General features: G+C 68.2%; 27 protein-coding genes and 1 pseudogene. 10 read left to right on the top strand and 18 right to left on the bottom strand.

Going from position 1 to position 25,174, the window contains the following annotated elements; all coding sequences use genetic code 11:
• Positions 1 to 469: TetR/AcrR family transcriptional regulator (locus A5663_RS04725; protein ID WP_068144514.1), on the bottom strand; the 469-nt coding region annotated here is incomplete at its 3' end.
• 54 nt (positions 470 to 523) lie between these two features.
• On the opposite strand from A5663_RS04725, the gene A5663_RS04720 reads away from it, so the two are divergent.
• Positions 524 to 1,171: a class I SAM-dependent methyltransferase gene (locus A5663_RS04720; RefSeq protein ID WP_068144511.1), complete on the top strand. Its 648-nt coding sequence runs from the start codon at positions 524 to 526 to the stop codon at positions 1,169 to 1,171.
• Here A5663_RS04720 and A5663_RS04715 read toward each other — a convergent pair whose 3' ends face one another.
• From A5663_RS04715 to A5663_RS04700, 4 genes are all read right to left on the bottom strand, one after another.
• Positions 1,172 to 2,251: a prenyltransferase gene (locus A5663_RS04715; RefSeq protein ID WP_231976678.1), complete on the bottom strand. Its 1,080-nt coding sequence runs from the start codon at positions 2,249 to 2,251 to the stop codon at positions 1,172 to 1,174.
• On the bottom strand, positions 2,238 to 2,969 hold the full coding sequence (locus A5663_RS04710) for a class I SAM-dependent methyltransferase (RefSeq protein ID WP_068144532.1): 732 nt from the start codon (positions 2,967 to 2,969) through the stop codon (positions 2,238 to 2,240). Before A5663_RS04710 ends, A5663_RS04715 begins: the two co-directional genes overlap by 14 nt.
• A complete protein-coding gene (locus A5663_RS04705) occupies positions 2,963 to 4,198 on the bottom strand; it encodes a glycosyltransferase family 4 protein (protein WP_068144509.1) in 1,236 nt (411 codons plus the stop codon). Before A5663_RS04705 ends, A5663_RS04710 begins: the two co-directional genes overlap by 7 nt.
• Before the next feature lie 156 nt (positions 4,199 to 4,354).
• Complete coding sequence (locus A5663_RS04700; protein ID WP_068144507.1) at positions 4,355 to 4,822, bottom strand: PPOX class F420-dependent oxidoreductase; 468 nt, start codon at positions 4,820 to 4,822, stop codon at positions 4,355 to 4,357.
• Between the two features lie 115 nt (positions 4,823 to 4,937).
• Here A5663_RS04700 and mycP point away from each other — a divergent pair, with 115 nt between their 5' ends.
• The 4 genes from mycP to A5663_RS04680 are packed head-to-tail and all read left to right on the top strand — an operon-like array spanning position 4,938 to position 9,518.
• A complete protein-coding gene (gene mycP, locus A5663_RS04695) occupies positions 4,938 to 6,269 on the top strand; it encodes a type VII secretion-associated serine protease mycosin (RefSeq protein ID WP_197503295.1) in 1,332 nt (443 codons plus the stop codon).
• Positions 6,266 to 7,663 carry a type VII secretion protein EccE gene (eccE, locus tag A5663_RS04690; RefSeq protein WP_068144501.1) on the top strand — a complete coding sequence of 466 codons (1,398 nt, stop codon included), beginning with the start codon at positions 6,266 to 6,268 and terminating at the stop codon, positions 7,661 to 7,663. The genes mycP and eccE overlap by 4 nt, the downstream gene beginning before the upstream one ends.
• A gap of 2 nt (positions 7,664 to 7,665) precedes the next feature.
• Positions 7,666 to 9,180: a hypothetical protein gene (locus A5663_RS04685; RefSeq protein WP_068144498.1), complete on the top strand. Its 1,515-nt coding sequence runs from the start codon at positions 7,666 to 7,668 to the stop codon at positions 9,178 to 9,180.
• On the top strand, positions 9,177 to 9,518 hold the full coding sequence (locus A5663_RS04680; RefSeq protein ID WP_304443148.1) for a YbaB/EbfC family nucleoid-associated protein: 342 nt from the start codon (positions 9,177 to 9,179) through the stop codon (positions 9,516 to 9,518). Before A5663_RS04685 ends, A5663_RS04680 begins: the two co-directional genes overlap by 4 nt.
• On the opposite strand, the gene A5663_RS04675 is transcribed toward A5663_RS04680, so the two are convergent.
• The 4 genes from A5663_RS04675 to A5663_RS04660 are packed head-to-tail and all read right to left on the bottom strand — an operon-like array spanning position 9,515 to position 12,617.
• Positions 9,515 to 10,009 carry a TIGR04338 family metallohydrolase gene (locus A5663_RS04675; RefSeq protein WP_068144495.1) on the bottom strand — a complete coding sequence of 165 codons (495 nt, stop codon included), beginning with the start codon at positions 10,007 to 10,009 and terminating at the stop codon, positions 9,515 to 9,517. The two genes, A5663_RS04680 and A5663_RS04675, sit on opposite strands and share 4 nt — an antisense overlap.
• Complete coding sequence (locus A5663_RS04670; RefSeq protein ID WP_068144493.1) at positions 10,006 to 10,785, bottom strand: DUF2786 domain-containing protein; 780 nt, start codon at positions 10,783 to 10,785, stop codon at positions 10,006 to 10,008. The genes A5663_RS04675 and A5663_RS04670 overlap by 4 nt, the downstream gene beginning before the upstream one ends.
• Positions 10,786 to 10,800: 15 nt before the next feature.
• Positions 10,801 to 11,781, bottom strand: coding sequence for a S9 family peptidase (locus A5663_RS04665; RefSeq protein ID WP_197503294.1), 981 nt, complete (start codon positions 11,779 to 11,781; stop codon positions 10,801 to 10,803).
• On the bottom strand, positions 11,778 to 12,617 hold the full coding sequence (locus A5663_RS04660; protein WP_068144490.1) for an alpha/beta hydrolase: 840 nt from the start codon (positions 12,615 to 12,617) through the stop codon (positions 11,778 to 11,780). The genes A5663_RS04665 and A5663_RS04660 overlap by 4 nt, the downstream gene beginning before the upstream one ends.
• Here A5663_RS04660 and A5663_RS04655 point away from each other — a divergent pair.
• Positions 12,610 to 13,668, top strand: coding sequence for a sigma-70 family RNA polymerase sigma factor (locus tag A5663_RS04655; RefSeq protein ID WP_369816589.1), 1,059 nt, complete (start codon positions 12,610 to 12,612; stop codon positions 13,666 to 13,668). The two genes, A5663_RS04660 and A5663_RS04655, sit on opposite strands and share 8 nt — an antisense overlap.
• Positions 13,669 to 13,705: 37 nt before the next feature.
• Here the strand turns inward: A5663_RS04655 and A5663_RS04650 are convergent, their stop codons facing one another.
• Positions 13,706 to 14,602, bottom strand: a complete 897-nt coding sequence (locus A5663_RS04650) for a hypothetical protein (protein WP_068144520.1) — start codon at positions 14,600 to 14,602, stop codon at positions 13,706 to 13,708.
• Positions 14,603 to 14,771: 169 nt separating this feature from the next.
• Here A5663_RS04650 and A5663_RS04645 point away from each other — a divergent pair, with 169 nt between their 5' ends.
• Genes A5663_RS04645 through A5663_RS04635 form a run of 3 tightly spaced genes read left to right on the top strand, consistent with a single transcriptional unit; the run spans position 14,772 to position 17,881 of the window.
• Positions 14,772 to 15,896, top strand: coding sequence for an NDMA-dependent alcohol dehydrogenase (locus tag A5663_RS04645; RefSeq protein ID WP_068144488.1), 1,125 nt, complete (start codon positions 14,772 to 14,774; stop codon positions 15,894 to 15,896).
• A gap of 13 nt (positions 15,897 to 15,909) precedes the next feature.
• Positions 15,910 to 16,623, top strand: coding sequence for a pirin-like bicupin family protein (locus A5663_RS04640; RefSeq protein WP_068144486.1), 714 nt, complete (start codon positions 15,910 to 15,912; stop codon positions 16,621 to 16,623).
• Positions 16,601 to 17,881 carry a sorbosone dehydrogenase family protein gene (locus A5663_RS04635; RefSeq protein ID WP_068144481.1) on the top strand — a complete coding sequence of 427 codons (1,281 nt, stop codon included), beginning with the start codon at positions 16,601 to 16,603 and terminating at the stop codon, positions 17,879 to 17,881. Before A5663_RS04640 ends, A5663_RS04635 begins: the two co-directional genes overlap by 23 nt.
• On the opposite strand, the gene A5663_RS04630 is transcribed toward A5663_RS04635, so the two are convergent.
• On the bottom strand, positions 17,878 to 18,156 hold the full coding sequence (locus tag A5663_RS04630) for a GlsB/YeaQ/YmgE family stress response membrane protein (protein WP_068144478.1): 279 nt from the start codon (positions 18,154 to 18,156) through the stop codon (positions 17,878 to 17,880). The two genes, A5663_RS04635 and A5663_RS04630, sit on opposite strands and share 4 nt — an antisense overlap.
• A 314-nt stretch (positions 18,157 to 18,470) precedes the next feature.
• Between A5663_RS04630 and A5663_RS04625 the strand changes: the two genes are divergently transcribed.
• On the top strand, positions 18,471 to 20,678 hold the full coding sequence (locus A5663_RS04625) for a molybdopterin-dependent oxidoreductase (protein WP_068144475.1): 2,208 nt from the start codon (positions 18,471 to 18,473) through the stop codon (positions 20,676 to 20,678).
• Here A5663_RS04625 and A5663_RS04620 read toward each other — a convergent pair.
• From A5663_RS04620 to A5663_RS22900, 7 genes and pseudogenes are all read right to left on the bottom strand, one after another.
• Complete coding sequence (locus tag A5663_RS04620; protein ID WP_068144472.1) at positions 20,650 to 21,270, bottom strand: S9 family peptidase; 621 nt, start codon at positions 21,268 to 21,270, stop codon at positions 20,650 to 20,652. The two genes, A5663_RS04625 and A5663_RS04620, sit on opposite strands and share 29 nt — an antisense overlap.
• Complete coding sequence (locus A5663_RS04615) at positions 21,257 to 21,964, bottom strand: YoaK family protein (RefSeq protein WP_068144468.1); 708 nt, start codon at positions 21,962 to 21,964, stop codon at positions 21,257 to 21,259. Before A5663_RS04615 ends, A5663_RS04620 begins: the two co-directional genes overlap by 14 nt.
• 18 nt (positions 21,965 to 21,982) lie before the next feature.
• Complete coding sequence (locus A5663_RS23250; RefSeq protein WP_197503292.1) at positions 21,983 to 22,897, bottom strand: mammalian cell entry protein; 915 nt, start codon at positions 22,895 to 22,897, stop codon at positions 21,983 to 21,985.
• Positions 22,864 to 23,415: a mammalian cell entry protein gene (locus A5663_RS04605; RefSeq protein ID WP_068144466.1), complete on the bottom strand. Its 552-nt coding sequence runs from the start codon at positions 23,413 to 23,415 to the stop codon at positions 22,864 to 22,866. Before A5663_RS04605 ends, A5663_RS23250 begins: the two co-directional genes overlap by 34 nt.
• Positions 23,412 to 24,383 carry an RDD family protein gene (locus A5663_RS04600; protein WP_068144463.1) on the bottom strand — a complete coding sequence of 324 codons (972 nt, stop codon included), beginning with the start codon at positions 24,381 to 24,383 and terminating at the stop codon, positions 23,412 to 23,414. The genes A5663_RS04605 and A5663_RS04600 overlap by 4 nt, the downstream gene beginning before the upstream one ends.
• Complete coding sequence (locus A5663_RS04595) at positions 24,380 to 25,036, bottom strand: hypothetical protein (RefSeq protein WP_068144461.1); 657 nt, start codon at positions 25,034 to 25,036, stop codon at positions 24,380 to 24,382. The genes A5663_RS04600 and A5663_RS04595 overlap by 4 nt, the downstream gene beginning before the upstream one ends.
• Positions 25,006 to 25,174, bottom strand: a pseudogene (locus tag A5663_RS22900) (MCE family protein); the annotation flags it as partial. The gene A5663_RS04595 and the pseudogene A5663_RS22900, both read right to left, overlap by 31 nt.

Below are 25,174 nucleotides of genomic sequence, written 5' to 3'. Positions count from 1 at the left end.
TCTCCAGCGAGTCGATGACGTCGGCGTTCACGTCGGAGCCGAGGGCCGCGGCCAACCGGTCGCGGATCTCGCCGCCGATGCGCTGCCGCAGCACCTCGACGTCGGGATCACGGCCGAGCAGCGCGGTCGTCACCGCACCGGCGAACTCGGGCTCGTCGGCGACCAGGAGCGCGATGTGGCGCAACACGTCGATCACCCGGGTCGCGGGATCGCCCGTCTCGTGCGCAGCGGGTGGAGACGCCGCGAGCCGACGCCAGAACACCTCGGCGACAAGGTGTTCCTTCGATGAGAAGTAGGTGTAGGCCGTGGCTGCCCCGACGCCCGCGTCGGCGGCCACCCGCCGCACGGTCAGCCCGGCGAAGCCCTCGCGCCCGAGGAGTTCTACCGCGGCCCGGCCCAGCCGGTCCACGGTGTCCGCTTGCTTGGCGGTCAGCCGGCGCCGGGTCGACTCCAGGGCCGTGTCGGACACATGTCCGGACGCTACTACAACGACCCCCGACCAGCAATGATTAGATGGGACGCGATGCGCACCACTGACGAACTCTTCGCCCTGGCCGAGCAGGTCACCGGCTTCATGCCCGCCGACGAGGGCCGGGCCCTCTTCGACGCGGCGGTGAAATACCTCGGCGACGGTGTCGGTGTCGAGATCGGCACCTATTGCGCTCGGTCGACCGTGCTGCTCGGTGCGGCCGCGCAGCAGACCGGCGGCGTGATCTACACCGTCGACCATCACCACGGCTCCGAGGAACACCAGCCGGGGTGGGAGTACCACGACGCGTCGATGGTCGATCCCGTCACCGGCCTGTTCGACACGTTGCCCACCGCGCGGCACACCCTCGACGCGGCGGGCCTGGACGACCACGTCGTCGCTGTCGTGGGCCGGTCACCGGTGGTCGCGCGCGGGTGGCGAACTCCGTTGCGGCTGCTGTTCATCGACGGTGGGCACACCGAGGAGGCCGCGCAACGTGACTTCGACGGCTGGGCGAAATGGGTCGAGGTCGGCGGCGCACTCGTCATTCACGACGTCTTCCCGAATCCCGACGAAGGTGGGCAGGCACCGTTTCACATCTACCGGCGGGCCTTGGACAGCAACGAGTTTCGGGAAATCTCGGCGACCGGGTCCATGCGGGTCCTGGAGCGTACGGGAGGCACTGCCGGAGAGCCGCTGTAGTCAGCGGTCGCTGGTCGCGCACTCGCAGTCGTACTCGCCTTCGAGCCCACGCGGAAGGTCGGCGCCGCGGAAGATCCCGTTGGCCGCCGTCGTGCCGGACAGCGCATCGGCAGCGAGGATCATCGCCGCGCCGGTCCAGGTCGTGCGCTCCTCCGGCCAGCGTTTGCCGTCGGCGAACACCAGACCCGTCCAGTACGAGCCGTCGTCCTCGCGCAGGTGGTGCATCGCGCTGAACTGCTCGCGCGCCCGCACCGTGTCGCCGATCGCGTCCAAAGCCATGACCAGCTCGCAGGTTTCGGCTCCGGTCACCCACGGCCGGTCGTCCACGCACCGTATGCCGAGGCCGGGGACGACGAAGTCGTGCCACCGCTCGTCGATCCGGGCACTGGCCGCGGCACCGCGTACGGCGCCGCCGAGCACCGGGTAGTACCACTCCATCGACCAGCGGTCCTTGACCGCGAACGACTCGGGATGGTGCGCGATCGCATGGCCGAGCCGGCCGACGGCCACCTCCCATTCGGGCTGCGGGTCGTCGAAGTAGTCGGCGAGCGCCAAGGCGCAGCGCAGGCTGTGGTAGATGCTCGCGCAGCCGGTCAGGAGGGCGTCCGGCTCGATGGCGGAAGCGCTTCTGGCCCAGGCGATCTCGCCGCCGCTGAGCTGCATGCCGAGCACGAAGTCGACCGCCTTGGTGACCACCGGCCACATCGTCTCGGCGAATCGCCGGTCGCCGGTCACCAGCACGTGGTGCCAGACGCCGGTGGCGATGTAGGCGCAGAAGTTGCTGTCGCTGTTGGCATCTTCGATGACGCCGTTGCGCAACTGGATCGGCCAGGAACCGTCCTGGCGCTGGGTGGTGCGTGACCACTCGAACGCCGCGCGTGCCGGTTCCAGCAGACCCGCGGCGGTCAGTGCCATCGCGTTCTCGACGTGGTCCCACGGGTCGGTGTGCCCGCCGTCGAACCACGGCAGCGCGCCCGAGGACTCCTGCGTCGCGGCGATCGACTGCGCGGTCTGGTGACACTGGGCAGGCGTCAGCACACCCGGGACGCTGGGAACGCCGTCCAGCCTAGGTGTCAGCACCGACGGCCACCGGTTTGTCGAAGTACAGCGCGACGCTCTTGCCGATCAGCGGGTTGAGCAGGGACTCGGCCGTGCGGGTCAGCCACGGACGGCTCATCATGTCCCACACCAGCATCCGGTGATAGGTCTTGACCGCGGGATGCTCCGAGTTCTCGGTTCCCACAGCACATTTCAGCCACCAGTACGGCGCGTGCAGCGCATGCGCATGGTGGGTGTGCTCGAGTCGCAGGCCATGCGCGAGCACCTTGTCGCGCAAGCGGTCGGCATGGTAGATCCGCACATGCCCGCCCTCGTTGGCGTGGTAGGTGTCCGACAGCACCCAGCAGACCTTCTCCGGAAGCCACCGAGGCACCGTGATCGCCAGCGTTCCGCCCGGCTTGAGCACCCGGACCAGCTCGGCGATCACCTTCTCGTCCTCGGGCACGTGTTCGAGGATCTCCGAGGCGATCACGCAGTCGAAAGTGCCGTCGCCGTAAGGCAGGTCGAGCGCATCACCCTTGACCGCCTCAGCCGTGGCGGCCGCCGGCGCCTCGCCCTGCTCACGCATCGCGGTCAGAATCTCGTCGACGTCGTTGAGGTCTGCCGCGTTCTGGTCGAATGCGACGACGTCCGCACCGCGCCGGTAGGCCTCGAAGCTGTGCCGGCCCGCGCCGCAACCCACGTCGATCACCTTCATACCGGCGCCGACACCGAGCCGGTCGAAGTCCACGGTCAGCATGCGCCCACCCGTTGCCGCGCCTGCTCGTACACGGCAACCGTCTGTGCCGCAACAGATTGCCAGCTGAACACCTCGAGCGCGCGCTTGCGTCCGTTGGCGCCGAGGCGGGCCAGCTCACGCGGTGAGTCCAGCAGCTCGCCGAGCACCGCGGTCAGCTCGTCGACGTCGGCGGGCCGCACCAGCCGGGCGCATTCGCCGTCGGCCCCGACCACCTCGGGCAACGCCCCGGCGCGGCTGGCCACGATCGGCGTGCCGCTGGCCATCGCCTCCACCGCCGGCAGCGAGAAACCCTCGTAAAGCGAAGGGATGCAAGCGACTTCGGCAGACGCGAGGAGATCGGCGAGTTCCGTGTCGGACAGGCCGCTGGAGCTGTGCACGATGTCGGAGATGCCGAGTTCGGCGATCAGCTTCTCGGTCGGCCCGTTCGGTTCCAGCTTGGCGACCAGCTGCAGTTCGAGGTCGCGTTCCACGCGCAGCCGCGCGACGGCGTGCAGCAGATGGCGCACACCCTTGAGCGGCACGTCGGCACTGGCGATCGCGATGATGCGGTTGCGCACGCGGCGTTCGGCCGGCTTGAACATCGCGGTGTCCACCCCCAGCGGCACGACATGCAACTGGGTGGGCGCGACGCCGAAGTCCTCGGCGATGTCGGCCGCCGAGGTCGACGACACCGTGAGCAGTTCGGGCATCTCGCGGGCGACCTGCTTCTGCATCTCAGCGAACCCGTACCACCGTCGCACCAGCGGCTTGCGCCACCACTTGGCTGCGGCGACGTCGACGACCTTGTCCCGGGTGATCGGGTGGTGCACCGTCGCCACCACGGGTAGCCCGAGGGCCGCGATCTTGCGCAAGCCGGTGCCGAGGCACTGGTTGTCGTGCACGACGTCGAACTCGTCGCGGCGTCCGGCCAGCACCCGCGCGGCCCGCAGGCTGAACGTGCGCGGCTCCGGGAAGCCCGCCGTCCACGTGGTCAACAGCTCGAGCAGATCGATCGACGTCTTGATCTCGGTCGGCCACGGGATACGGAACGGATCGGGTTCGCGGTACAGGTCGAGGCTGGGCACCTTGGTCAGCGTCACGCGCGGATCGAGGTCCTCGGGATAGGGCTGGCCGGAGAACACCTCGACGTCGTGGCCGAGGTCGGCCAGACCGCGGCTGAGATAGCGGACGTAGACGCCTTGCCCACCGCAGTGGGTCTTGCTCCGGTACGACAAAAGGGCGATGCGCATGGTCAACTCACGCCGACGCGCAGAAGGCAAATCGTGTCACGCAACAACTCCGAACCTTCTGGACATGTGTCCAGACTATAGTTTGACCTGCTATCGGACGCAACGCGGCCGCCATGCCTTGACTATCACAGTGACTCGCGGTCGCGCCTGTCGGCCTCACGGTTCTGCGGTTTGCCGGGGGAAGCCCCCGGTGGCCACGGGCCCCCAACGCTGCGGGGTGATCCGGATGAGGCACTTGCCCTGCTCGCTCATCGCCTGGCGGTACTCCGCCCAGTCGGGGTGTTCACCGGCGATCGCCCGGTAGTAGTCGACCAGCGGTTCGACGGCTTCGGGCAGATAGAGCACCTCGGCGTCACCGTCGACCTGCACGTAGGGGCCGTTGAACTCGTCGGAGAGCACGACCACGCTGGCCCGCCCGGCGCGACGGACGTTGACCGACTTGGCGCGCTGCGGGTAGCTGGAGACCACGAGCCGACCGGCGTCATCGACGCCGCCGGTCACCGGCGAGCTCTGCAGGGACCCGTCGCGCCGGAACGTCGTCAGGACCATGTGATGACGGGGCCGGATGAACTCGAGCAGTTCTGGCAGGTCGACGGCGTCGGCGGTCGCGTAGTTTCGGGCCATGCCTGGACCCTAGCCAGACCGCGCTCACCCCCGCTGCCGATAGAGATAGCGGGACGGCGCACTCTCAGCGGCCCTTAAGATTGGCTGCGTGCAGCGCACTCACCAGCGCGCCACGTTGCTGCTGGCGGCCCTTCTGCTGGCATTGTCCACCGCATCCCCGGCCGCAGCGATCGAGCCACCGGCGATCGATCCCGCGGCCGTGCCGCCCGACCAGACCGGCCCCGACCAGCCGATGGAGCTTCGTCGCGTCTGCTCCGCACCGACGGTGTTCCCCAACTCGAACTTCGCCGACCGGCCGTGGGCGAACGACTACCTGCGGCTCTCGGAGGCGCAGAAGTTCGCCACCGGCGCCGGCGTCACCGTCGCGGTGATCGACACCGGCGTCATCGGTTCGCCGCGAGTGCCCGCCGAACCCGGCGGGGATTTCGTCGACCAGGCCGGCAGCGGGATGTCAGACTGCGATGCGCACGGCACCTTGACGGCGTCGATCATCGCGGGACGCTCCGCGCCGACCGACGGGTTCGTCGGCGTCGCGCCCGACGCGCGCATCCTGTCGCTGCGGCAGACCTCGGAGGCGTTCCAGCCCGTCGGCTCGCGCCAGGACCCCAACGACCCGAACACCACCCAGACGGCAGGCTCACTGCGCAGCCTGGCCCGCGCGGTCGTGCACGCCGCCAACCTCGGCGCGCAGGTCATCAACATCAGCGAGGCGGCGTGCTACAAGGTGACCCGCCCGATCAACGAGACCAGCCTGGGCGCCGCGGTGAACTACGCGGTCAACGTCAAGGGCGCGGTCATCATCGTCGCCGCAGGTAACACCGGCCAGGACTGCACGCAGAACCCAGCGCCCGATCCGGCTGTTCCGGCGGACCCGCGCGGTTGGCAACAGGTGCAGACGGTCGTCAGCCCGGCGTGGTATTCGCCGCTGGTGCTGACCGTCGGCGGCATGGGCCAGACCGGTCAGCCGAGTTCGTTCTCGATGTCCGGCCCGTGGGTGGGCGCGGCGGCGCCGGCCGAGAACCTGGTGGCGCTCGGCTACGACGGCAACCCGGTCAACGCGCTGAACGGTCAGGACGGCCCGATCCCGATCAGCGGCACGTCGTTCGCCGCGGCGTACACCTCCGGGTTGGCGGCCCTGCTCAAACAACGGTTCCCGGCGTTGACGCCGGCGCAGATCATCAACCGCATCACGGCTACCGCGCGTCATCCGGGCGGCGGTGTCGACAACTACGTCGGGGCCGGGAGCATCGACCCGGTCGCGGCACTCACCTGGGACGTGCCGGCGGGACCGGCGCGGGCGCCCTACCAGGTCAAGGAGATCCCGCCCCCGGCGTACACGCCGCCTCCCGACCGCGGCCCGATCACCGCGGTGGTCGTCGCGGGCGCGGTGCTGGCGGCCGTGCTGGGGCTCGGCGCGCTGGCCCGTCGTGCACTGAGGCGCCGATGAGAGAGATCCTCGGCATGTTCGGCCTGCGGTTCACGACGGGGCATGCGATCTGGGCGGCGGTGCTCCTCCCGGCCGTCATCCTGCTGTTCGCGAACCTCGGGCTGCTGTGGCTGGGAATCACGCTGGCGGTGCTGATCGCGCTCGGTTCGGTGGTGACGGTGCGCGGTCGGCGGGTCACCGGCTGGGTGGCGGCGGTGTTCGCGTGGCGCCGGCGGCACCGCAACGTGCCGGCGCGACCCTCCGAGCCGGCCGTCGGCGCCACCGTGATGCCGGGCGACCACGTCGCGGTGCGCTGGCAGGACGACTGTCTGGTGTCGGCGATCGAGTTGGTGCCGCGGCCGTTCACCCCGACAGTGATCGTCAACAACGAAGCGTTCACCGACGACGTCGTCGACACCCACGTCGTCGAGCAACTGGTCGCGGCGCATTGTCCGGACCTGGAGGCCGACGTGGTGTCGTCCGGCTACCGGGTCGGCAAAACCGCTCCGGCGACACTGGTTTCGCTTTACGAGCAAGTGGTCGGCCCTTACCCGGCGCCCGCGAACCGGCGGACCTGGATCGTGCTGCGGGCCGACCCCGAGGTCACCCGTAAGTCGTCGCAGCGTCGCGAGGCCGGCGTGGCCGGGTTGGCGCGCTACCTGGTTGCGTCGGCGACGCGGATCGCAGACCAGTTGGCGAGCAACGGAATCGATGCGCGCCCGCTGCGGAGCTTCGACGACTTGGACCGTGCGACCGAGATCAGCTTCGAACGCGAGACGTGGTCGTCGATCAAGGGCCGCAGCACCTTCACCGCCGCCTACAGCGCGCCCGGCGGCCCGGACGTCTGGTGGTCGGCACGGGCAGACCACACGATCACGCTTCTCCGCATCCGGCCCGGCCGCGCTCCGACGTCGACGGTGTTGCTGACCACCCTGGCGAATCCCTCGACGCCGCGCGGCTTTTCGTGCCTGTTCGGCGGGCAGCGGGCAGCGCTGCACGGCATCAGCCCGGTCACCGACCGCCACTACGAGATCCCGATCGGGTCGGCCGGCGTTCTGGTCGGCGAGACCGCCGATCGCTATCCGGTCTACATGCCGTTCGACGACGTCGACGTCAGCATCAATCTCGGTGACGCGCGATTGTTCACCCAGTTCATCGTGCGATCGGCGGCCGCGGGGGCCGTCGTCACCCTGCTCCCGCAGTTCGCCGAGTTCGCGGGGTTCGTCAACGCGCGCATCGGCGAAGAGGCCAAAGTCGTGTGGCCTCACGCGACGACCTACCTCGGCCCGCACCCCGGCGTCGGCCGAGTTGTGGTGCGCGCCAACTACATCGACACTCCGCGACACCGCCAGCTGCCGATCCGGCTGATCAACCCGCGCGAGGAAAGCCGCTACCAGATGGTCCTCGAGGGCTAGCCATGGGCGACGTCCAGCGTGTCGACCCGTCGGAACTGCGCAAGCGGTCCGCCGAGATGACGGCGCAGCGCTGGCACAACCCCGCCGCTGAAGCGGTGGTACCCCCGGATGCGCTGCCGTCGTCGTCGGCCGCGGTGGCCAACCTCAACGACAACGCCCGGTCGCTGCTGGACTTCCAGCGCTGGGCCGAGGCCGAGAACCAGCGCATCGCCGAGATGCTGCAGATCGCCGCCGACGCCTACACCGAAGTCGACGAGAACTACGGCCGGGCAATCGACAACCCCGAACGTCGCGCCGCGGTGGACGCGATCGCGGTGCCTGCGCCGGCGACGTCGCCCGGGGCGCCGCCGATGCCGGTCGGACCTCCGCAGCCGCTCGAGGCGAGCGGCTACAGCGATGTTCGGCAGACACAGGCGGAGCTAATCGCGGGCGACAACGGCGCGTCGTTGAAGGCGGCGATGCTGCAGTGGAGTTTGGCGGCCACCCGGATCAAGAACAACACACCGCGGCCGCCCGGCGGCGACTGGGAAGGCGCGGCCGCCGACGCGGCCTACGCGCGGATGCGCGAGTTCGGCGGCTGGCTCGAGCAACTTGCCGAAGGATGGCGGGAGCTGGCCGAGTCGGCCGCGAAAGTCGTTGAGGCACATGACAATGCCAAGAGCGCACATGCAGGGATCCACAGCGAGTACCTCGCGTTGGAAGCGCAGCTGCGCGAACTCGCCGCGCAGATGACCGTCGGTAACTCCATCGAGCTGCAGGCCGAGGTCGACAAGATCCAGAAGCGCATGCAAGAGCTGCAGCAGCAGTCCGACGACGTACGCCGGCGATACGCGAGCGACGCGACGTTCTCCCCCGTGCGCCCGGCCATGCCGTCCGGCCGGGACACCGCGGGTGGCGGCGCGACCGCCGGTGGCCAGGGCGCAGCGCAATCCGCCGGTGACCCCGCCGCGATGGCCGAGAAGATGGCGCAGTCCATGGGGCAACCGCAGGGAGTCCCAGGCGGAACTCCTTCGGCCGGCGGGACTCCTTCGGGCGGAGCTCCATCGAGCAGCGGTGTGCCCGCGGGTGGTGGGGCGCCCTCGGGCGGTGGTGCAGGTGGACCGGCACCGGGCGCGATGCCCGCCGGCGCATCGGCTCCGAAGCTGCCGACGGATCCGAGCCTGCGGCCGGCGGCAGCCGCGCGTGCCGGTGGGTCCGGCGGCGCCGGAGGAGGCTCGGGTGGTGGCGGCGGCATGCCGGCGACGCCAATGTCGGCCCCCGTGACGGCCGAGACGGTCGCGCGCGCGCCGACGACACCCGCGGCGGCGAGCGCAGCGCCCGGGCCGTCGGCGGACGGCCGTTCCGCCGGAGGCATGGGTGGCGGCATGCCGATGGGTCATGGTGCGGGGGCGCAGCAGGGCAAGGAGAAGCGACGCGATCCCCGGTTGGCGCCCGACGAGGAGCTCTACACCGAGGACCGGCCCTGGACCGAGGCGGTCATCGGCAATCGCCGGCGCAGGGATCGGGACGCGACGTGACCGACGAGATGCATCCCGAGGTCGCCGCCGTGTTGCAGCAGGCGCGGCTATTGCAGTCGATCATGGACGACCAGCTGCACCGGATGAGCACCCAAACCTTCACGGGCACAGACGAATCTCAAACCGTGGAAGTGACGTTGAACGGTCACCACAACCTGACCGGCGTATTCATCGAGGACGGCCTGCTGCGCCTCGGGGTCGAGACAGTGCAACGCCGCCTCAACGAGGCGCTGCAGAACGCCAACGCCGCCGCCACCGAAGCCATCGAGGCCGACCGCGAGCGGATGGACGCCGCCGTCGCGCAGATCACCGGCGAAATTCCCCGCGAAAAGCCTTAGCGCACACCCTCTTTGGCATAGACCACCCGCAGAACGTGGGCTACCTCCGGGCCCATCACCGCCCCGGCGAGCTCGCAGAACGTGGCGACGAATTCAGGCCCGTGCGCAGGCGGTGCCTCGCTGAGATGATGGGCGACCTCATGCAGGACGACGAGCTCTCGCAACGCCCAGCGACTTGCGGCCTCGGGCACCGCGATGACGGCTCCGTCGTCGCCGCATTCGTAGTGAGCCGCGGTGGCCCCGCGCCTGGCCCGCACCGAGAGTGGCGGCGCGTGCGGCCAGCGTTGTCGCACCGCCGGCAACGCCACCACATCGTCGACGTAGCGGCGGACCGAGTCCACCGAGGCGAAGCGCGCCTCCGGCGGCAGGGTCAGTGCGGCGCCGAAGAACTCGACGACCCGGTTGCCGCGCTCGGCGGCCCGATCGAACAATGTGCGGACGAACTCCTCGGCGGCGTAGACCCTGGTGCGCTGGCTGTCGCGGGCACTCACTTCTCCGCGGAGGCGTTACGGCGCCGACCTCCAGCCAGCGCCGAGCGGGCGCCCGCGAGTTCCTGGCTGGGCCCGAGGCTCGCGTTGCGTCCGGCGCGGTCGCCCGCCCGCCTGGCCGCCGACGAATACCCGGCCGTCGCGCTGGTGGCCCGCCACGTCCCCCTCGCCCGCGAAGTCTCCCGGTAGAAGTCGCGCAGCTCGAGGTCCTTGTCGCGCAGGGCGATAGCCGTTCCGGGCCGGCTGTCGCGGCTGCTGGTGGCCTCCTGACGCGCCTCCTCCCGCGCCTGCGCCAGCCGCTGGCCGATGCGGGCGCCGAACGCCAACTGGAAGTTGATCCGCGCCGTGATGGTCGGAGTGGGCCGGTGCGCGCCCGACGCGATGTAGGTCTGCGACGCCTTGACCATCTGCATGACAAGGCTGGCGTACAGCGCGTGGCTGCTGTCGATGTCCTCGGGGAAACCGTAGGCGTAGACGAACGTCGAGTTCGAGGCGATGTCACACTTCACATCGTTGGCATGGGCGATCACCGTGAACAGCTGGACGTAGGTGCGCAGGCCCCTGGCGCCCGCATTGCCGATCGTGATGGTGCGCTGCACCGGCAGCTGCGACTTGGTGCGCTGCTCGGAATGCGATCGGGCGACGGCGAGGTCGATCGAAGTCGCGGTGGCCAGCCGCTGCGCTGCGGCCATGAACGCGTCGGCCTCGTGCGGGTTGTCGGTGCCCTCGGCCTGCCGCAGCAGGGCGGCGATGCGGGCGAGCATCTTGTCGTCACTCATGGCGCCAGACTAGGGCTACTTGGCGACAAACCCGTCCAGCACTTCGACCACCTGTGGAGAAAGCGGGCCTTGTGAGGCGTAGTTGGCGATGTTGTCGCTCGGGTCGTCGCGCAGCACATGGTTGACTCCCTTGAGTTCGACCAACGTCAGCGCGGTGTGGCGCAGTGCGTCGGCCAGCGGCCTGATCGCGTCGCACCCGGCCTGACTGTCGGAGTCCGAACACGTCAGCAGCACCGGTGTGCCGGCCGGCACCCTGGCGGCCAGCGCGAGCGGGTCGATCTTGTCCGCTTCGATCACGGCCTTGAGGTTGCCCGGGTTCACCAGCGCGCCCAGGCCCTCGGGAAGGTTCGACGGCACAGTGCCTTTCGTGCGGATCTCGTCGACGGCCGTCAGCCACGTCGCCAACGCGTCCGGGCCGGCACTGGCGCGCACGCGGTTCGTGATCATGTCGAGGTAGCGGCCGGGCAGCGGGGCGAACAACGCGAGCGAGTGGATCTTCGGCGCGTCAGCGGCGCTGTCCGTCGCAAGCTGCAACGCGTGGATTCCGCCCTCTCCCAACGCGTAGACGGAGATGTGGGCATCGTCGGTTCGGGGCTGCTCGGCGAGGTAACGCACCGCGGCTTTCGCGCCGAAGGTGTAGACGGCGCTGACCACGTCGGCCGGCCGGCGCGCGTACGGGCCGAGCCCGGTCTTGCCGGTGCCGACCTTGTCGTAGCGCAGGCTGGCCACGCCGCGGTCGGAGAGCAGTTCGGCCAGCTGACGCATATTGCCGACCGGGCCGGCGACCTGGTTGTCGCCGTTGCGGTCGGTGGCGCCGCTCTCGGAGATCAACAGGGCGGCGGGCAAAGCCGCATTGTCGGACCGGTGGCGGTAGGTGCCGTGGATCGTCAGGCCGTCGGCGGCGAAGGTGACCTCCTCGTCGACCCACCGCGGTTCGTCCGACGCGCAGCCTGCCAACGTCAACAGTGAGCACAGCAGCGCGGCAACGACTTTCACAATTTGGTCTCGATCCACGAGGTGACGTCGTCGAGCACCAGGTCGCGCTCGGGCTCGTTGAACACCTCGTGGTACAGCTCGGGATAGACCTTCAGGTGCGCATCGGTGGAGCCGACGCACTCGAGCAGATGGCGGCTGCCGTCGACGGGGATCAGCTTGTCCTGCTCGCCGTGCACCACCAGCAGCGGAGCGGTGAGAGCGGGCGCCCGCTGCGGCATCGACTCGCCGACTTCGATCAACGCTTTGGCGATCCCGGCGGGCAGCTTGCCGTGGTGCACCATCGGGTCGGCCATGTATGCGGCCACCACCTCGGGGTCGCGCGACACCGCTTCGGTCGGCAGCTGTTCGACGGGTAACCCGGGCAGGATGCCGCCGACCACCTTCGCGACGCCGATCATGAACGGGGACACCGCGTCCTGCGCGTAGACGGCCGGCCCGGACAGCACCATCGCGGTGTAGTCGCCGGGGTGCTCGACTCCGTACCCGAACACCACGCCGCCGCCCATGCTGTGGCCCACGACGATCCGCGGCAACTGCGGGTGCTCCTCGGCGGCGATGCCGACCAGCGTGTGGAAGTCGCCGGTGTACTCGTCGATCCTGCGCAGGTAGACCCGTTTGCCGTCGGATCGGCCGTGGCCGCGCAGGTCCAGCGCGTAGGTGATCAGGCCGGCCGCGCCGAACCGCTCGGCGACGTGGTCGTAACGCCGGGCATGCTCGGCGTATCCGTGGCAGAGCACGACGACGCCGCGCGGATCGCCGTCGGGAGTCCAGACGTCGTAGACGATGCGCACACCGCCGACTCCGTGGAAGCTGCGTTCGCTGCGGGATATGGCCACGCAGCGAGACTATCGGTTGTCAGAGGCTCTGATTAAGCTCGGCGGCGTGACGGTGCTGGCTCACGAGGTTGATGACAAAGCCCCTGGCAGAACTGCCCGAGACGCGTTCCTGGCCGACGCGCAACAGTACCGGCGTGAGCTGCTCGCGCACTGCTACCGGATGACCGGTTCCCTGCATGACGCCGAGGACCTGGTTCAGGAGACCTACCTGCGGGCGTGGAAGTCGTACCACGGGTTCGAAGGCAAATCCTCGGTGCGGACGTGGCTGTACCGGATCGCCACGAACACCAGCCTGACGGCGTTGGAAAGCCGGCAGCGTCGGCCGCTGCCGACGGGGCTCGGCGCACCGAGCTCGGACCCGGTCGACGACATCGTCGCGCGCGACGAGGTGCCGTGGCTGGAGCCGCTGCCCGATCAAGCGGACGACCCGGCGGACCCCTCGGTCATCGTGGGCTCGCGCGAATCCGTGCGGCTGGCGTTCATCGCCGCGCTGCAGCACCTTTCCCCGCGGCAGCGAGCGGTGCTGGTGTTGCGGGAGGTCCTTCAGTGGAAGGCAGCCGAGGTCGCCGACGCGATCGGGACGTCCACGGCGGCGGTCAACAGCCTGCTGCAGCGGGCGCGCGCGCAGCTCGACGCCATCGCCCCGACTGAGGACGACGAGCTGCGGCCGCCGGAGTCGCCGGAGGCGAAGGACCTGCTGTCGCGTTACATCGCCGCGTTCGAGGATTACGACATCGACAAGCTGGTCGAGTTGTTCACCGCCGACGCCGTGTGGGAGATGCCGCCCTTCGACGGCTGGTATCAGGGCCCGCAGGACATCGTGCTGCTGTCGAAGACGCACTGCCCGGCGGAGGGACCCGGAGACATGCGGTTCCTGCCGACCACGGCGAACGGGCAGCCGGCCGGCGCGCTGTACATGCTCAACCGCGAGACCGGGACACACGAGCCGTTCCAGATGCACGTGCTCGCCGTCGGGCGCGACGGCATTACCCACGTGGTGGCCTTCCACATGACGTCGTTCGAGAAGTGGGGCCTGCCCCCGTCGCTCTAGTGGGCCGAGTGTCGGGTTGACCGACGCTTTCGCCCGTCTACCGTCGGTCAAGCCGACACTCGAGATCGACATCGGAGTGACCCGGCCAGCCGGCTGCCCTCATCGCGTCGCGCACCCGCGCGAGGAACACCCCGGGCCGGTAACGCAGTATGTCGCGGGTGATCCTGACGATGATCCAATCCTCGGCTTCGAGATCGGCGATCCGCTCGATGGTCCGGGCGTGATCGGCCGGACTGGCCCAGTGCTGCGGTCCGTCGTACTCGACACCGACCTTCCACGTCGCCCAGCCCATATCGATGCGACCGATGACCTGCCCGTACTCGTCACAGACGACGATCTGCGTCTGCGGCCTGGGAAAGCCCGCGGCCATCAGCAACAGGCGGGTTCGAGTCTCTTGCGGTGACTCCGCGCCTCCGTCCATCAGCTCGATCACCTCGCGCAGTTGCAGGAGGCCGCGGGTGCCGCGGTGCCGATCGATGAGGACGCGCACGTCCTGCGCCTTCAGTCCCGTAGCCTGGGACAGCGAATCGAGCCAGACGGTGGCCTGTGTTCGACCTTTGCGGCGGCCGAGGTCGTAGGCCGTCCGAGCCGGGGTCGTCACCGGGATTCCTCGCACTACGCATGCCTCGTCATCGTCCAGCACGTCGCGACGGATGACGATGCCGTCGACTGCGCATGGCACGGATCGAATCAGTTCGGCGGGCGACGCTGCGTCGATCCATTTCGCCCCATGCAGGGCCGCGGCGGACAAACCTGCCACGGTCGCGTCGCGACGCGCCCACAGCCAGGCGGCTTCCGCTCGAATGGCCGCGGTGATCTCCGAGGCCTTAGCGATGTAGACGTTCCGATAGATCATGTCGTGTTGTGTGCGAAGCGTGCGCTCGGACGCGATGCCCGCGGCACGGGCCTCTGTGCCGATGAACGGCCGACTGATCTTCCCCACGCCTCGACCGTGGCACACCGGTCGCCCAGTGTCGGGTTGTCGAACGCTCTCTGTGGATAACCGTCGGTCAACCCGACACTCGACATGCAATAGCCGCCGAATACCCAGCTCAAGTACCGCGTTGACACCTGTTCTGGAACGTGTTCTATAGTCAGCCCCCATGAAGACCAAGGGCGCGCTGCTGTGGGAGCTGAACTCGCCGTTCCGCATCGACGAAATCGAGATCGGCGACCCCGTCGCCGATGAGGTCCAGATCCGCATGCACGCCGCGGGCATGTGCCACTCGGACTACCACCTGACCACCGGGGCCACCCCGATCGGCCTGCCCGCGCTCGGCGGCCACGAGGGCGCAGGCGTGATCACCAAGGTCGGCCGCAACGTCACCGGACTCGCAGAGGGCGACCACGTCATCCTCGCTTTCATCCCCGCCTGCGGCGAATGCCCGCCCTGCCTCAAGGGCTTCCGCTCGCTGTGCGACCGCGGCGCGGTGCTGCTCGGCGGCAAGGCGATCGCCGACGGCACCTCCCGGGTGCACGCCGGCAGCACCGAGGTCTCGCCGATGAACCTGCTCGGCACGTTCGCGCCGTACATGACCGTGCACAAGGACTCCGTGGTCAAGATCGACGACGACATCCCGTTCGAGTCGGCCGCGTTGCTCGGCTGCGCGGTGCCGACGGGCTTCGGTTCCGCCACCAACGTCGCCGAGGTCGCACCCGGCGAAACGGTGGTCATCGTCGGTGTCGGCGGGATCGGCATGAGCGCGCTGCAGGGCGCGGTGATCTCGGGCGCCAAGAACGTCATCGCGATCGACCCGAACGAATGGAAGCGCGAGCAGGCCATCAAGTTCGGCGCCACCCACGTCTACCCGTCGATGGCCGAGGCGATCGCGCCCGTCATCGACCTCACCCACGGCGTGATGGCCGACAAGACGATCATCGCCGTCGGCGAGATGAAGGGCGAGTACATCGAAGAGGCGATGACGCTGACCACCAAGACCGGCACGTGCGTCGTGACGGGCATGGGCTCGATGATGGACGTCGACGTCAAACTGAACCTGTTCCTCTTCACGATGCTGCAGAAGACGTTGAAGGGCAACATCTTCGGCGGCGGCAGCTCGCACATCGAGACGCCGAAGCTCGTCGGGCTCTACAAGTCCGGTCTGCTCAACATCGACGACATGGTCACCACGACCTACCGCCTCGAGGACATCAACTCCGGCTACCAGGACATGATCGACGGCAAGAACATCCGCGGCGTCGTCACCTACGACGAGTCGGACTGGTAGCTACCCTGGGGGCATGCCCGCCACCGTCGACATCCGGCGCGCCGACGACCGCGCAAGGACCAGGATCGCCTGGCTGGACTCGCACCACTCGTTCTCCTTCGGCAGCCACTACGAGCCCGACAACACCCATCACGGCCTGCTGTTGGTCAACAACGACGACATCGTCGCACCGGCTGCCGGCTTCGATACCCATCCGCACCGCGACATGGAGATCGTCACCTGGGTGTTGAGCGGATCGCTCGCGCACCAGGACTCCACCGGCCGCTCGGGGGTGATCTATCCCGGTCTCGCGCAGCGGATGTCGGCCGGAAAGGGCGTACTGCACTCCGAAAGGAACGAATCTGACAGCGAGCCGGTTCGTTTCGTGCAGATGTGGGTCGTCCCCGACGAGTCGGGCATCGAGCCCGACTATCAGCAGCATGACGTCGATCTCGGCGCGGGACTGACACCGATCGCCTCAGGCAGAGGCGACGCCGCCATCACCATCCACAACCGCAGCGCCGCCCTGCACGGCGCCCGGATGCAGGCCGGCGACAGCATAGAACTTCCTTCGGCGCCATACCTTCACCTGTTCGTCGCCCGCGGTGAGGTCACTCTCGAAGGGGCGGGCGCACTGTTCGAAGGAGACGCAGTTCGGTTCACCGGCTCGAGCGGCCAACGCCTCACCGCCACCGCACCGGCCGAGGTTCTGGTCTGGGAGATGCATGCGAGTTTGGCTGCGGCATAAGGCAATAAACGGCTGCCTGGCAGCCGTGGTACTGCTGGCGGCCTGCTCGACTGACCCGGCCCCGACGCCGCCGACCGGCTCGCCCGCACCGGCCTCGGCCGACCTGACGCCGGTCACGGTACAGGTCGATCCCGCACTCGCCCAAGCACCGTTCGACCGGACACGGGAGGCGCTGGTGCCGCCGGGCTGGTCGATGTCCGTCTGGGCCCGGGTACCCAAGGCGAGGCTCGCGGTGTGGGCGCCCGACGGTGCGCTGTTGATCTCGCAGCCGAGCACCGGCCGGGTGTTGCGGCTCGATGCCACCGGGTCTGCTCAGTCGACGCTGATCGACGGCCTGGACCAGCCGCATGGGATGGCGTTCTCCGGTGACACGCTCTTCGTCGCCGAAAGCGACCAGATCGACTCGTACCGCTACGCCGACGGTGTCGCGAGCGACCCGCGCATCGTCGTCGCGGGCCTACCCGACGCGAAAAGCCCGGACCTGAAGGGGGCTTACGCGCATGCGCTCAAATCGGTCGCGGTCGGCCGTGATGGCGCTGTGTACTTCTCGATCGGCTCGACCGGCAACGTCTCCGCCGAAGACCGCGTCGCCGATCCGCCACGCGCCACGATCATGCGCGTCCCACCCGGCGGTGGACTCGCCGAGCCGTTCGCGACCGGAGTTCGCAACGGCACCGGTCTGGCCGTCGCCCCAGACGGTGCGGTGTGGACGGCGGTCAACAATCGGGACAACGTCGCCGACCCCCAGACCGGCAAGGTCGACATGAACTACGTCAACGACCATCCGCCGGAGTCGGTCGCGCGCCTGACCGCCGGCCGCGAGTTGGGGTGGCCCTACTGCAATCCGGACGGTGGCCCGGCGCACCTGCCGTTGATCCGCGACGTACAGACCAATGCCGACGGCGACCGGCTGGACTGTGCGGTGCTGCCGCCGATCGAGCAGAGTCTCGGGGCGCACGCCGCTCCACTCGGAATGAGCTTCACCGACGGCGTCCTGCCGGCGCCCTATGCCACCGGCGCGCTTGTCGGCGTACACGGCTCGTGGAACCGCGAGTCACCGCAGCCGCCGGAGGTGGCATTCTTCGCATGGCACAACGGCGAACTCGCCGACCAGCAGACGCTGGTCGGCGGGTTCCAGGCCGGCGACGGCTCCAGGTGGGGCCGCCCGGTAGCGGCAGTGATCGGGCCCGAAGGCGCGGTCTACATCACCGACGACTACGCCGACGCCGTCTACCGGTTGGCCCCGCCGGGGCGCTAGCGGACGGTTGTTCCGCGCCGGCCGGTGACGGCGAGGTAGATCGCGATCAGCACGATCGCGACGACGATTCCGACGATGAAGGGAATGACTTCCCAGCCGCCGTTCGAGTTCTGGTAGCCGAGCTGATAGGTCAACCAGGACCCGATCAACGAGCCGAGGGCGCCCAGAACGATCGTCATGATCACGCCGATGTTCTGCTTGCCCGGCATGATGAGCCGCGCGAGCGCGCCGACGATCAAACCGACGACGAGCGCGCTGATGATGGTTCCGATCATTTCTGCTTCCTGTTCTGTTGTCCGACGCTGGACGATTACCCCTTAACCCAAATTCCACGCGCTCACACGCCGATAACCGATCATGAAATCGATTCGTGACGGCGTTGTTATCAAAGTTGACTGTGATGTTGGTCTGGTTCGTGTGACCTGTGAGATCGCCGTGGCTTTCCTGGGAGAGCTCCGCACCGCCGGATTCGGCCCGTATCCGGCACTTCGTGAACGTTGAGGCGATCCTCACGCGCCGCGCTGAGCGATCGCTTAGCATCGGCTCGACGCAGCAAGGTGGCTGCTGCCGCTTCCCGGGAGGCCGATCCATGCCCCAGTCGACGACGCCGGGCATCTGCCGGATCTGCTCGGCGCACTGCGGGGTACTGGCAACTGTCACCGACGGCAGGTTGACGAAGGTGACGGGTGATCCCGACAACCCGATGTTCAAGGGATACAGCTGCGCAAAAGGCCGAGCATTACCCGAAATCCACAACAACCCGCACCGCCTGCTGCACAGCCAGAAGAGGAAACCCGACGGCTCGTACGCAGCCATCGAGGTCGAGCGCGCGATGGACGAAATCGCCGCCAAGCTGCAGGATCTGATCACCACGCACGGCCCACGCTCGGTCGCGCTCTACCTCGGCACGAACGGACTGCCCTATCCGGCGTCCGCTTTGACGGCGAACGCGTTCATCAGAGCGATCGAATCCCCGATGTTCTTCACCGCCAACACGATCGACCAGCCCGGCAAGCAGATCGCGCTCGCCGCGCATGGTCACTGGCTCGGTGGCGACGTGAACTTCGGCGAAGCCGACAGCTGGATGCTGATCGGCACCAATCCGCTCGTGTCGAAGGCCATCGGCATCCCCGGCCAGAACCCCTCGCACAATCTCAAGGCGGCCATCGACCGCGGCATGAAGTTGATCGTGATCGACCCGCGGCGATCGCAGACCGCGGCCCGCGCAGCGATCCACATTCAGCCCCGGCCCGGCGAGGACGCCGTCATCGTCGCCGGGATCATCAACGTCATAATCGGTGAAAACCTGTGCGACTGGCAGTTTTTGGCCGACAACGCCGTGGGCTTCGAGAAGCTGGCCGACGCAGTGTCGGCATTCACGCCGAGTTATGTGGCGGAGCGCGCGGACATCCCCGCCCAGCAGTTGATCGACGCTGCGCGCCTTTTCGCGACGTACGGAACTCATGGTGGCATGGTGAACGCCGGCACCGGCGCCAACATGGCCATGCACGGAAACCTGCTCGAGTATCTGTGCCTCTGCCTGACCACCATCTGCGGTCGCTGGCAACGGGCCGGCCAGCCGGTCACGCGGCCCAACACCCTCATGCCCGCCTACACCGCGAAGGCTCAACCGCATCCGCCCTATCCGGGCTGGGGCTACGGCGAGCGGTTGCGGGTGCGCGGCCTGACCGACGCCGTGTGCGGAATGCCGACGGCGGCGTTGGCCGACGAAATCCTGCTCGAAGGCGACGGTCAGGTGAGGGCGCTGATCAACGTCGCCGGCAACCCGATGGCGGCCTGGCCCGATCAACGCAAGACCCAGCGAGCGCTCGAAAGCCTCGAGCTGCTGGTCACTCTCGACACGGAGATGTCGCTGACGTCGCGCTTGGCCGATTACGTCATCGCGCCGAAGATGCAGATGGAAACGCCGGCGATGACGCAGGGCAGCGAACTGATCAAGTACTACGCGGCGGGCACCGGCATCCCGGCCGCCTATGCGCAGTACGCGCCACGCGTCGTCGACCCGCCTTCGGGCTCCGACCTCATCGAGGAGTGGCAGTTCTTCCTGGGTCTGGCCAAGCGCATGGGGCTCGAGATGTGGTTCGTGAATTTCTTCGGCGGCGGTGGGGGCCAGTTCATGGAGTCGCCGCCGGTGGTTCTGCCCATGAACGGCGACACGAAACTCACCACCGAGGAACTGTTCGAGCAGATGTGCTCGACATCGCGCGTCCCGTTCGACGAGGTCCGTCGTCACCCCCACGGCAAGATCTTCGACGTCGACGCGGTAGTCCAGGAACGCGATCCCGACTGCGTCGCCAAGCTCAACGTCGGAAACCCGGACCTGCTCGGCGAACTGGCGGAGATCCTCGCCGAAGACTTCCGGTCGGCCCGCAACGATCCGGCGTTCCCCCTGCGGCTGATCCCGCGGCGGCACAACAACTTCATGAACTCCTCGGGCACGAGCCTGCCCAAGCTCAACCGCGGCAAGCCCTACAACCCGGCCTACATGCACCCGGACACCATCGCCGACCTGGGACTGAAATCCGGTGCCGGCGTGCGAGTCACGTCGCCGCACGACAGCATCCCCGGTGTGCTGGAAGCCGACGACACGCTGCGCCCGGACGTGATCGCCATGCATCACGCGTTCGGCGGACTCCTCAACGAAGACGGTGAATTCCGCGAGCGCGGCAGCAATGTCGGACGGCTCGTCACCACCGAGGTCGACTACGACCGCATCACCGGCCTACCGCGTCAGGGCAACATCCCGGTCAACGTGGTTGCGATCGAGGCTCCCTGAGCAGCTCGTCGACGAATTGCGCTGTGAGCCGGTGCCATTGGCGCCAGTGCTTGAGCAGGTAGTGATCGCCGTCGGGCACACCGATCCAGCGCGCGTCGACGCCGCGCTTCTCTGCCAGCAGTGTCTGCGCCTGGGAGGATCGGGGATCGGTCCGGGTGTCGGCGGTGCCGTGCAGGACCAGCAGGCGGCAAGTCGTCGGCACCAGCTCACAGTCGTTGCGTGGCCACCACGGTGCCAGCGCGACGACGCCGTCCACGCTGCCACCGGCCGACACGTGCGCTGCCACCCGGCCGCCCATCGAGTGGCCGACGACCACGAGCCTGTGCGGGTCGACGTCCTCCAGCATTCGGGCCAGCGCCCTTTCGGCGTCGCGGACTGGATCACGTTGGGCGCCGTTCCATCCCCGTAGCCGGTATTTCACGACTCGCACTCGCACGCGGCGACCGAGCCTGCGTCGAAGCGACAGCGCCAACCAGACCATCCGCAAATTGGCCAGCTGCCATACCCGGAACGGTTCGGTGCTGTGCGGCTTGCCACCGGGGAGGACCAGCACGCCACCGCGTCTCCGGTCGGCCAGGCTACCCTGCGCCATCACGGCTGAGCTCCGTTCCCCTGCTGCGCGAGCCGAACCAGAAGGCGGCGGCACTCGCGGTCACCGCCACCGCGGCCATCGCGATGATCGGCGCGACGGTGAAGCGCGTCATCGTCGCACCGACGATCGCACCCCCGCACATCGTGAACACCACGCTGTAGCGCAGCTTTTCGCGCTCGCCGGTGCCGCCCGCCAATCTGCTGTCGAATCCGATACCCGAAATGGTCGACGTCAGAACCGTTGTCGACAGTTCCTGAATGCCGAACTGCCGCGCGGTGACGTTCTGCACTCCGAACGTGACCGCCAGACCCGCGATCAGAAACAGCTTCGTGTCGTCCTGGTAGTCCAGCACTCCCAGGCCCGCGAGCACCGAAAGCGCCGTCAGCAGCATCGCTTCCAGGCCGAGTGTGACGGTGAGCCAGCGCCGGACATCGGCGTCGAGATGTCGAGCGAGCCGTCCACCGAGCACCGCGCCCGCCACGAAGCATCCGAACGCGATCAGTGCGGCCGTCATGTCGATACCCGAATGCGGAACGAACCAGAAGCCGAGGAAGATCACGTTGCCCGTCATGTTCGCGACGAACACGTGCCCCAGTTTCAGCACGCTGACCGCGTCGACCAAACCCGTCGCAAAGGTCAGCAGCAGCAGACAGGTGACCGTAAACCGTTGCGAGACAGGGGATTCGACGGCCACGACCCGCGCTCTTCCGGTCTACAACTGCGGTGTCAGGTCCAGCGACGTGATGGTCGACATGCGGGTGATCAGCCACTTCGCATCTCGTCGCTCCATCGTCAACCGGTAGGACAGGTAGCGCAGCGACGGGATGTTCTTGGTCATCGGACTGGTCGCCACCGAGTTGGTGTAGACGATCGCGGTGGCTTCCGACGGGGCCAGGCTCTCGACCGCGGCGCCGAGGACCTGTGTCGTGTTGGTGACCTGCGCCTGCTTGTTCGTCGCGACGATCGCGTCGATGTACTTGCGGTACTCGTAAGCGAAGTCGCCGCCGAGGAACACGGCGGACCTGTCCGGCAGCGTCTCCATGTTGTCCGGGGTGTACGTCCACAGCGTCGATATCGCGCTCGCCGCCGTCCGGGCGACGTCGAGCTTGGTGGCGATCTCGGCGCGCTCGGCCAGATACGGCTGCAGGGTCGCACCGGCGAAACCCGCAGCACCGACGAACAGCACCGCCGCCACCACAGTCGCCGCGGCCCACCGCCTACCGGCAGGGCGGTGCGGCACGAAACGCACTTCCTGCGGCACCACGTCAGATTCGGTTGCGGCCGAGTCGGATTTCGCTGCGGCCGAGTCGGATTCTGCTGCGGCCGAGTCGGTTTGGGTGGCGGCCGGGTCGGACTCGCTCCGGGGTTCGCCAGCCGGTTCGGATACGCGCGTCCGTGAACCGCGGTTCGCCTTACCGACGGGCCGAGGCGCCGACTTCACCTCGTCCTCAGCTGCGCTCTGGTCGACTGACGTATCCGGCTCGGCTACATGCGTTTCCGGCCGGCCACGACGGAACCACCGGCGGCGGCGACGCGGTTCGGCAGCAGTCTGCTCGACGGGTTCGGCCGCCTCTGAAGGCTGCGCGCCGGTGGTCAGATCACCTGAATCAGCTGGCTGATCTTCCACTGCTGTCCTTCCTTGGTAGCCGTTGCTATCCAACGGTTTCCGCTCTCGACCGCCGACTTGCCGTCCGCCGTCTTCGTCGACACCTTGGTGGCGACCAGCACGTCGGCGCTGCCGTTGTCGTTCCAGCGCTGCACACCCGCGGCCAGCACGGAACCGCTGGTCGGCTCGGCGCGCGCGACCTGGATCAGGATCTCGTTCTGCTTCTCCTTGAACATTTTGGCGAAGTCACCGGTGCCCTGCGCGAGGACTCGGTCCACATACGCGTTGGCGTTGAAGGGATCCAGCGTCGTGTAGTCGGTCATGAACTGGCTGACGTAGCCGAGCGCTTCGGCATCGTTCACCATCGCGCGTCGATCGGTCTCGTGGCTGACCAACATCAGCGCCCCCGCCGTGATCGCGGCGACCATCAACAGCGACGCGACCGCCGCGACGATCGGCAATCCCCAACGCCGCGGCGGCTTTTCGGCGACCTCGAAGAAGTCCCGCTCAGCGGCATCGATCCGGCGCCGGGGACTCATCGGCCCTGCGCATTCATCTGCGGCCGCTTCAGCACCGTGAGGTTCGCGACGCGCCACTGCCCGTCGCCCGACTTCTCGAACTGCACCCGCACCGTCGCCGTGATGAACTTCAAGTCCTTCGCATCGTTGCCGCGCTGGCCCTGCATCGCCAGCAGCATCTCGGCCTTGTCCGGTGACGCGGACAGCACGGCGCTGCTCACCGCCCAGTACTCGTTGGAGGTAACGCCCGCCTTCTGCGCTGCCTGCTGCTGGGCGATCAACTGGTCACGGTACGCGTCGGTGGCCAAGGCCTGAGCGTGCGAGAAGTCCTCCTGCAACGAGTCGCTCTTGTAGCTGAGCATCTGTTCGACGATCCGCGGACCCTGCTCGGCGATCTGCTGCTTGGTCGCGTCCACCGCACGCTCGTGCCGGTACACCACCCAGAAGTTCGCACCGATCGCTGCGAAACAGCCCAGCGTCGCGACGATCAACACAATCGCGGCCAGCTTGCGCACATTGCGCTCCGGCGGCGGAACCGGGCGCACCTCGGTCCGCAGCAACAGGTCGGCGAATGTGCGGCGACGACGATCCCACAGCGGCCACAACCATCCGAGGAACAGCGCGACGGTGTCCAGCAAATGCGCGAAGTCGCGGACCAGCAAGCGCCACATGCCGACTCGTGTGCCGTCACGTCTGGTGACCGCGATACCCAGCACCGCACGTCCCAGGGAGAAGCCGGTGATCGCCGGCAGCACGAGGCGATTGACGGCCATCGCCAGCACGACCACCGCGATCGCCGCGAGGTACGCCCACCACAGCGGGCTGCGCTGCGGCGCGGTCAGCGATACCAGGGCCAGCGTGGCCAGCAACGCGGCCCCAGGGAGGACGTCGAGGGCGAACGCGCCCACCCTCGCCGACCAGGACGCCACCGGCGTGACGGCCTGGTCCGTGGCGGAGTTCACGTCGGGCGCGAGGGTCGAGGACGTCACGAGCTGACCTGGTCGAGGTCGGCGATCTTGTAGGTGCCCTCGTCGGGGGCCATCTTCACCCGCAGCCGGTAGCCCTGCTCCTGGTCGGCGACGTCGGAGTTGGTGACCTTGACCCGCACCGCGACCAGGATGTCGAAGGAGCCGTCGTCGTTGTGTTTCTCCACCGCCGCGCGCATGTCCGACACCTGCACCTGCACCTTGGCGGCCTGGTACGCGTCGACCAGCACCCCGGCGTACAAAGAGGACTGCACGGCGAAGTTGCCGGTCGAGCATTCGATGATCTTCGACTGTGCCGCGGTCATCGCCGCCGTGTCAGGTGCATGCGTCGCCGCCACGCAGTCCTTGGCCGCCTGCAAGGCGGCGGCCTCCGCACGGTCCGTGGCGGCGACCCGCTGGTCGTTCTTGAACAACAGGAAGCCGGCGACAGCACCGGCGGCGGCCAGGAGGAGCAGCGCGACGCAGATGCTCGCGGCCAGGCCGCGGCCGATTCGCGACGGCCTGCGCTGTGCCTCTTCTGCTGTGGTGTCGGGTTTCTCGGTGGCTTCTTGGTCTGGGGATACTGCTAACGACTCGTCGGGCTTTGCGGAAGCATCATCCGGCACAGCATCAGCATCGGTGGGGTTCAGCTGGCGGGTGCCAGCATCTCCTTCCATCCGTCGTCTCCTGGTTTGCTCGAGTTGCTGACGTTGTACTTCACGCCGTCGGGTCCGACCACCTGGCCGCTGGCCGGGCTGTACACCGCCGTGGAACCGGGTGGCCCTGGTGCCGGAGTGTAGATGCAGGGGTTGGGT

It is taken from the genome of Mycobacterium sp. E740 (genome assembly GCF_001672895.1).
In the GTDB taxonomy this organism is placed as follows: Bacteria; Actinomycetota; Actinomycetes; order Mycobacteriales; family Mycobacteriaceae; genus Mycobacterium.
The sequence above is the reverse complement of the archived record's forward strand: the minus strand, read 5'-3'. Positions and strand labels throughout refer to the sequence as shown.

Coding starts and splice junctions, on each gene's coding strand:
- A5663_RS04720 (WP_068144511.1), top strand. CDS start 524: ATGCGCACCACTGACGAACTCTTCGCCCTGGCCGAGCAGGTCACCGGC.
- A5663_RS04710 (WP_068144532.1), bottom strand. CDS start 2,969: ATGCTGACCGTGGACTTCGACCGGCTCGGTGTCGGCGCCGGTATGAAG.
- A5663_RS04705 (WP_068144509.1), bottom strand. CDS start 4,198: ATGCGCATCGCCCTTTTGTCGTACCGGAGCAAGACCCACTGCGGTGGG.
- A5663_RS04700 (WP_068144507.1), bottom strand. CDS start 4,822: ATGGCCCGAAACTACGCGACCGCCGACGCCGTCGACCTGCCAGAACTG.
- eccE (WP_068144501.1), top strand. CDS start 6,266: ATGAGAGAGATCCTCGGCATGTTCGGCCTGCGGTTCACGACGGGGCAT.
- A5663_RS04685 (WP_068144498.1), top strand. CDS start 7,666: ATGGGCGACGTCCAGCGTGTCGACCCGTCGGAACTGCGCAAGCGGTCC.
- A5663_RS04670 (WP_068144493.1), bottom strand. CDS start 10,785: ATGAGTGACGACAAGATGCTCGCCCGCATCGCCGCCCTGCTGCGGCAG.
- A5663_RS04655 (WP_369816589.1), top strand. CDS start 12,610: ATGGCCACGCAGCGAGACTATCGGTTGTCAGAGGCTCTGATTAAGCTC.
- A5663_RS04645 (WP_068144488.1), top strand. CDS start 14,772: ATGAAGACCAAGGGCGCGCTGCTGTGGGAGCTGAACTCGCCGTTCCGC.
- A5663_RS04640 (WP_068144486.1), top strand. CDS start 15,910: ATGCCCGCCACCGTCGACATCCGGCGCGCCGACGACCGCGCAAGGACC.
- A5663_RS04635 (WP_068144481.1), top strand. CDS start 16,601: ATGCGAGTTTGGCTGCGGCATAAGGCAATAAACGGCTGCCTGGCAGCC.
- A5663_RS04630 (WP_068144478.1), bottom strand. CDS start 18,156: ATGATCGGAACCATCATCAGCGCGCTCGTCGTCGGTTTGATCGTCGGC.
- A5663_RS04625 (WP_068144475.1), top strand. CDS start 18,471: ATGCCCCAGTCGACGACGCCGGGCATCTGCCGGATCTGCTCGGCGCAC.
- A5663_RS04620 (WP_068144472.1), bottom strand. CDS start 21,270: ATGGCGCAGGGTAGCCTGGCCGACCGGAGACGCGGTGGCGTGCTGGTC.
- A5663_RS04605 (WP_068144466.1), bottom strand. CDS start 23,415: ATGAGTCCCCGGCGCCGGATCGATGCCGCTGAGCGGGACTTCTTCGAG.
- A5663_RS04595 (WP_068144461.1), bottom strand. CDS start 25,036: ATGGAAGGAGATGCTGGCACCCGCCAGCTGAACCCCACCGATGCTGAT.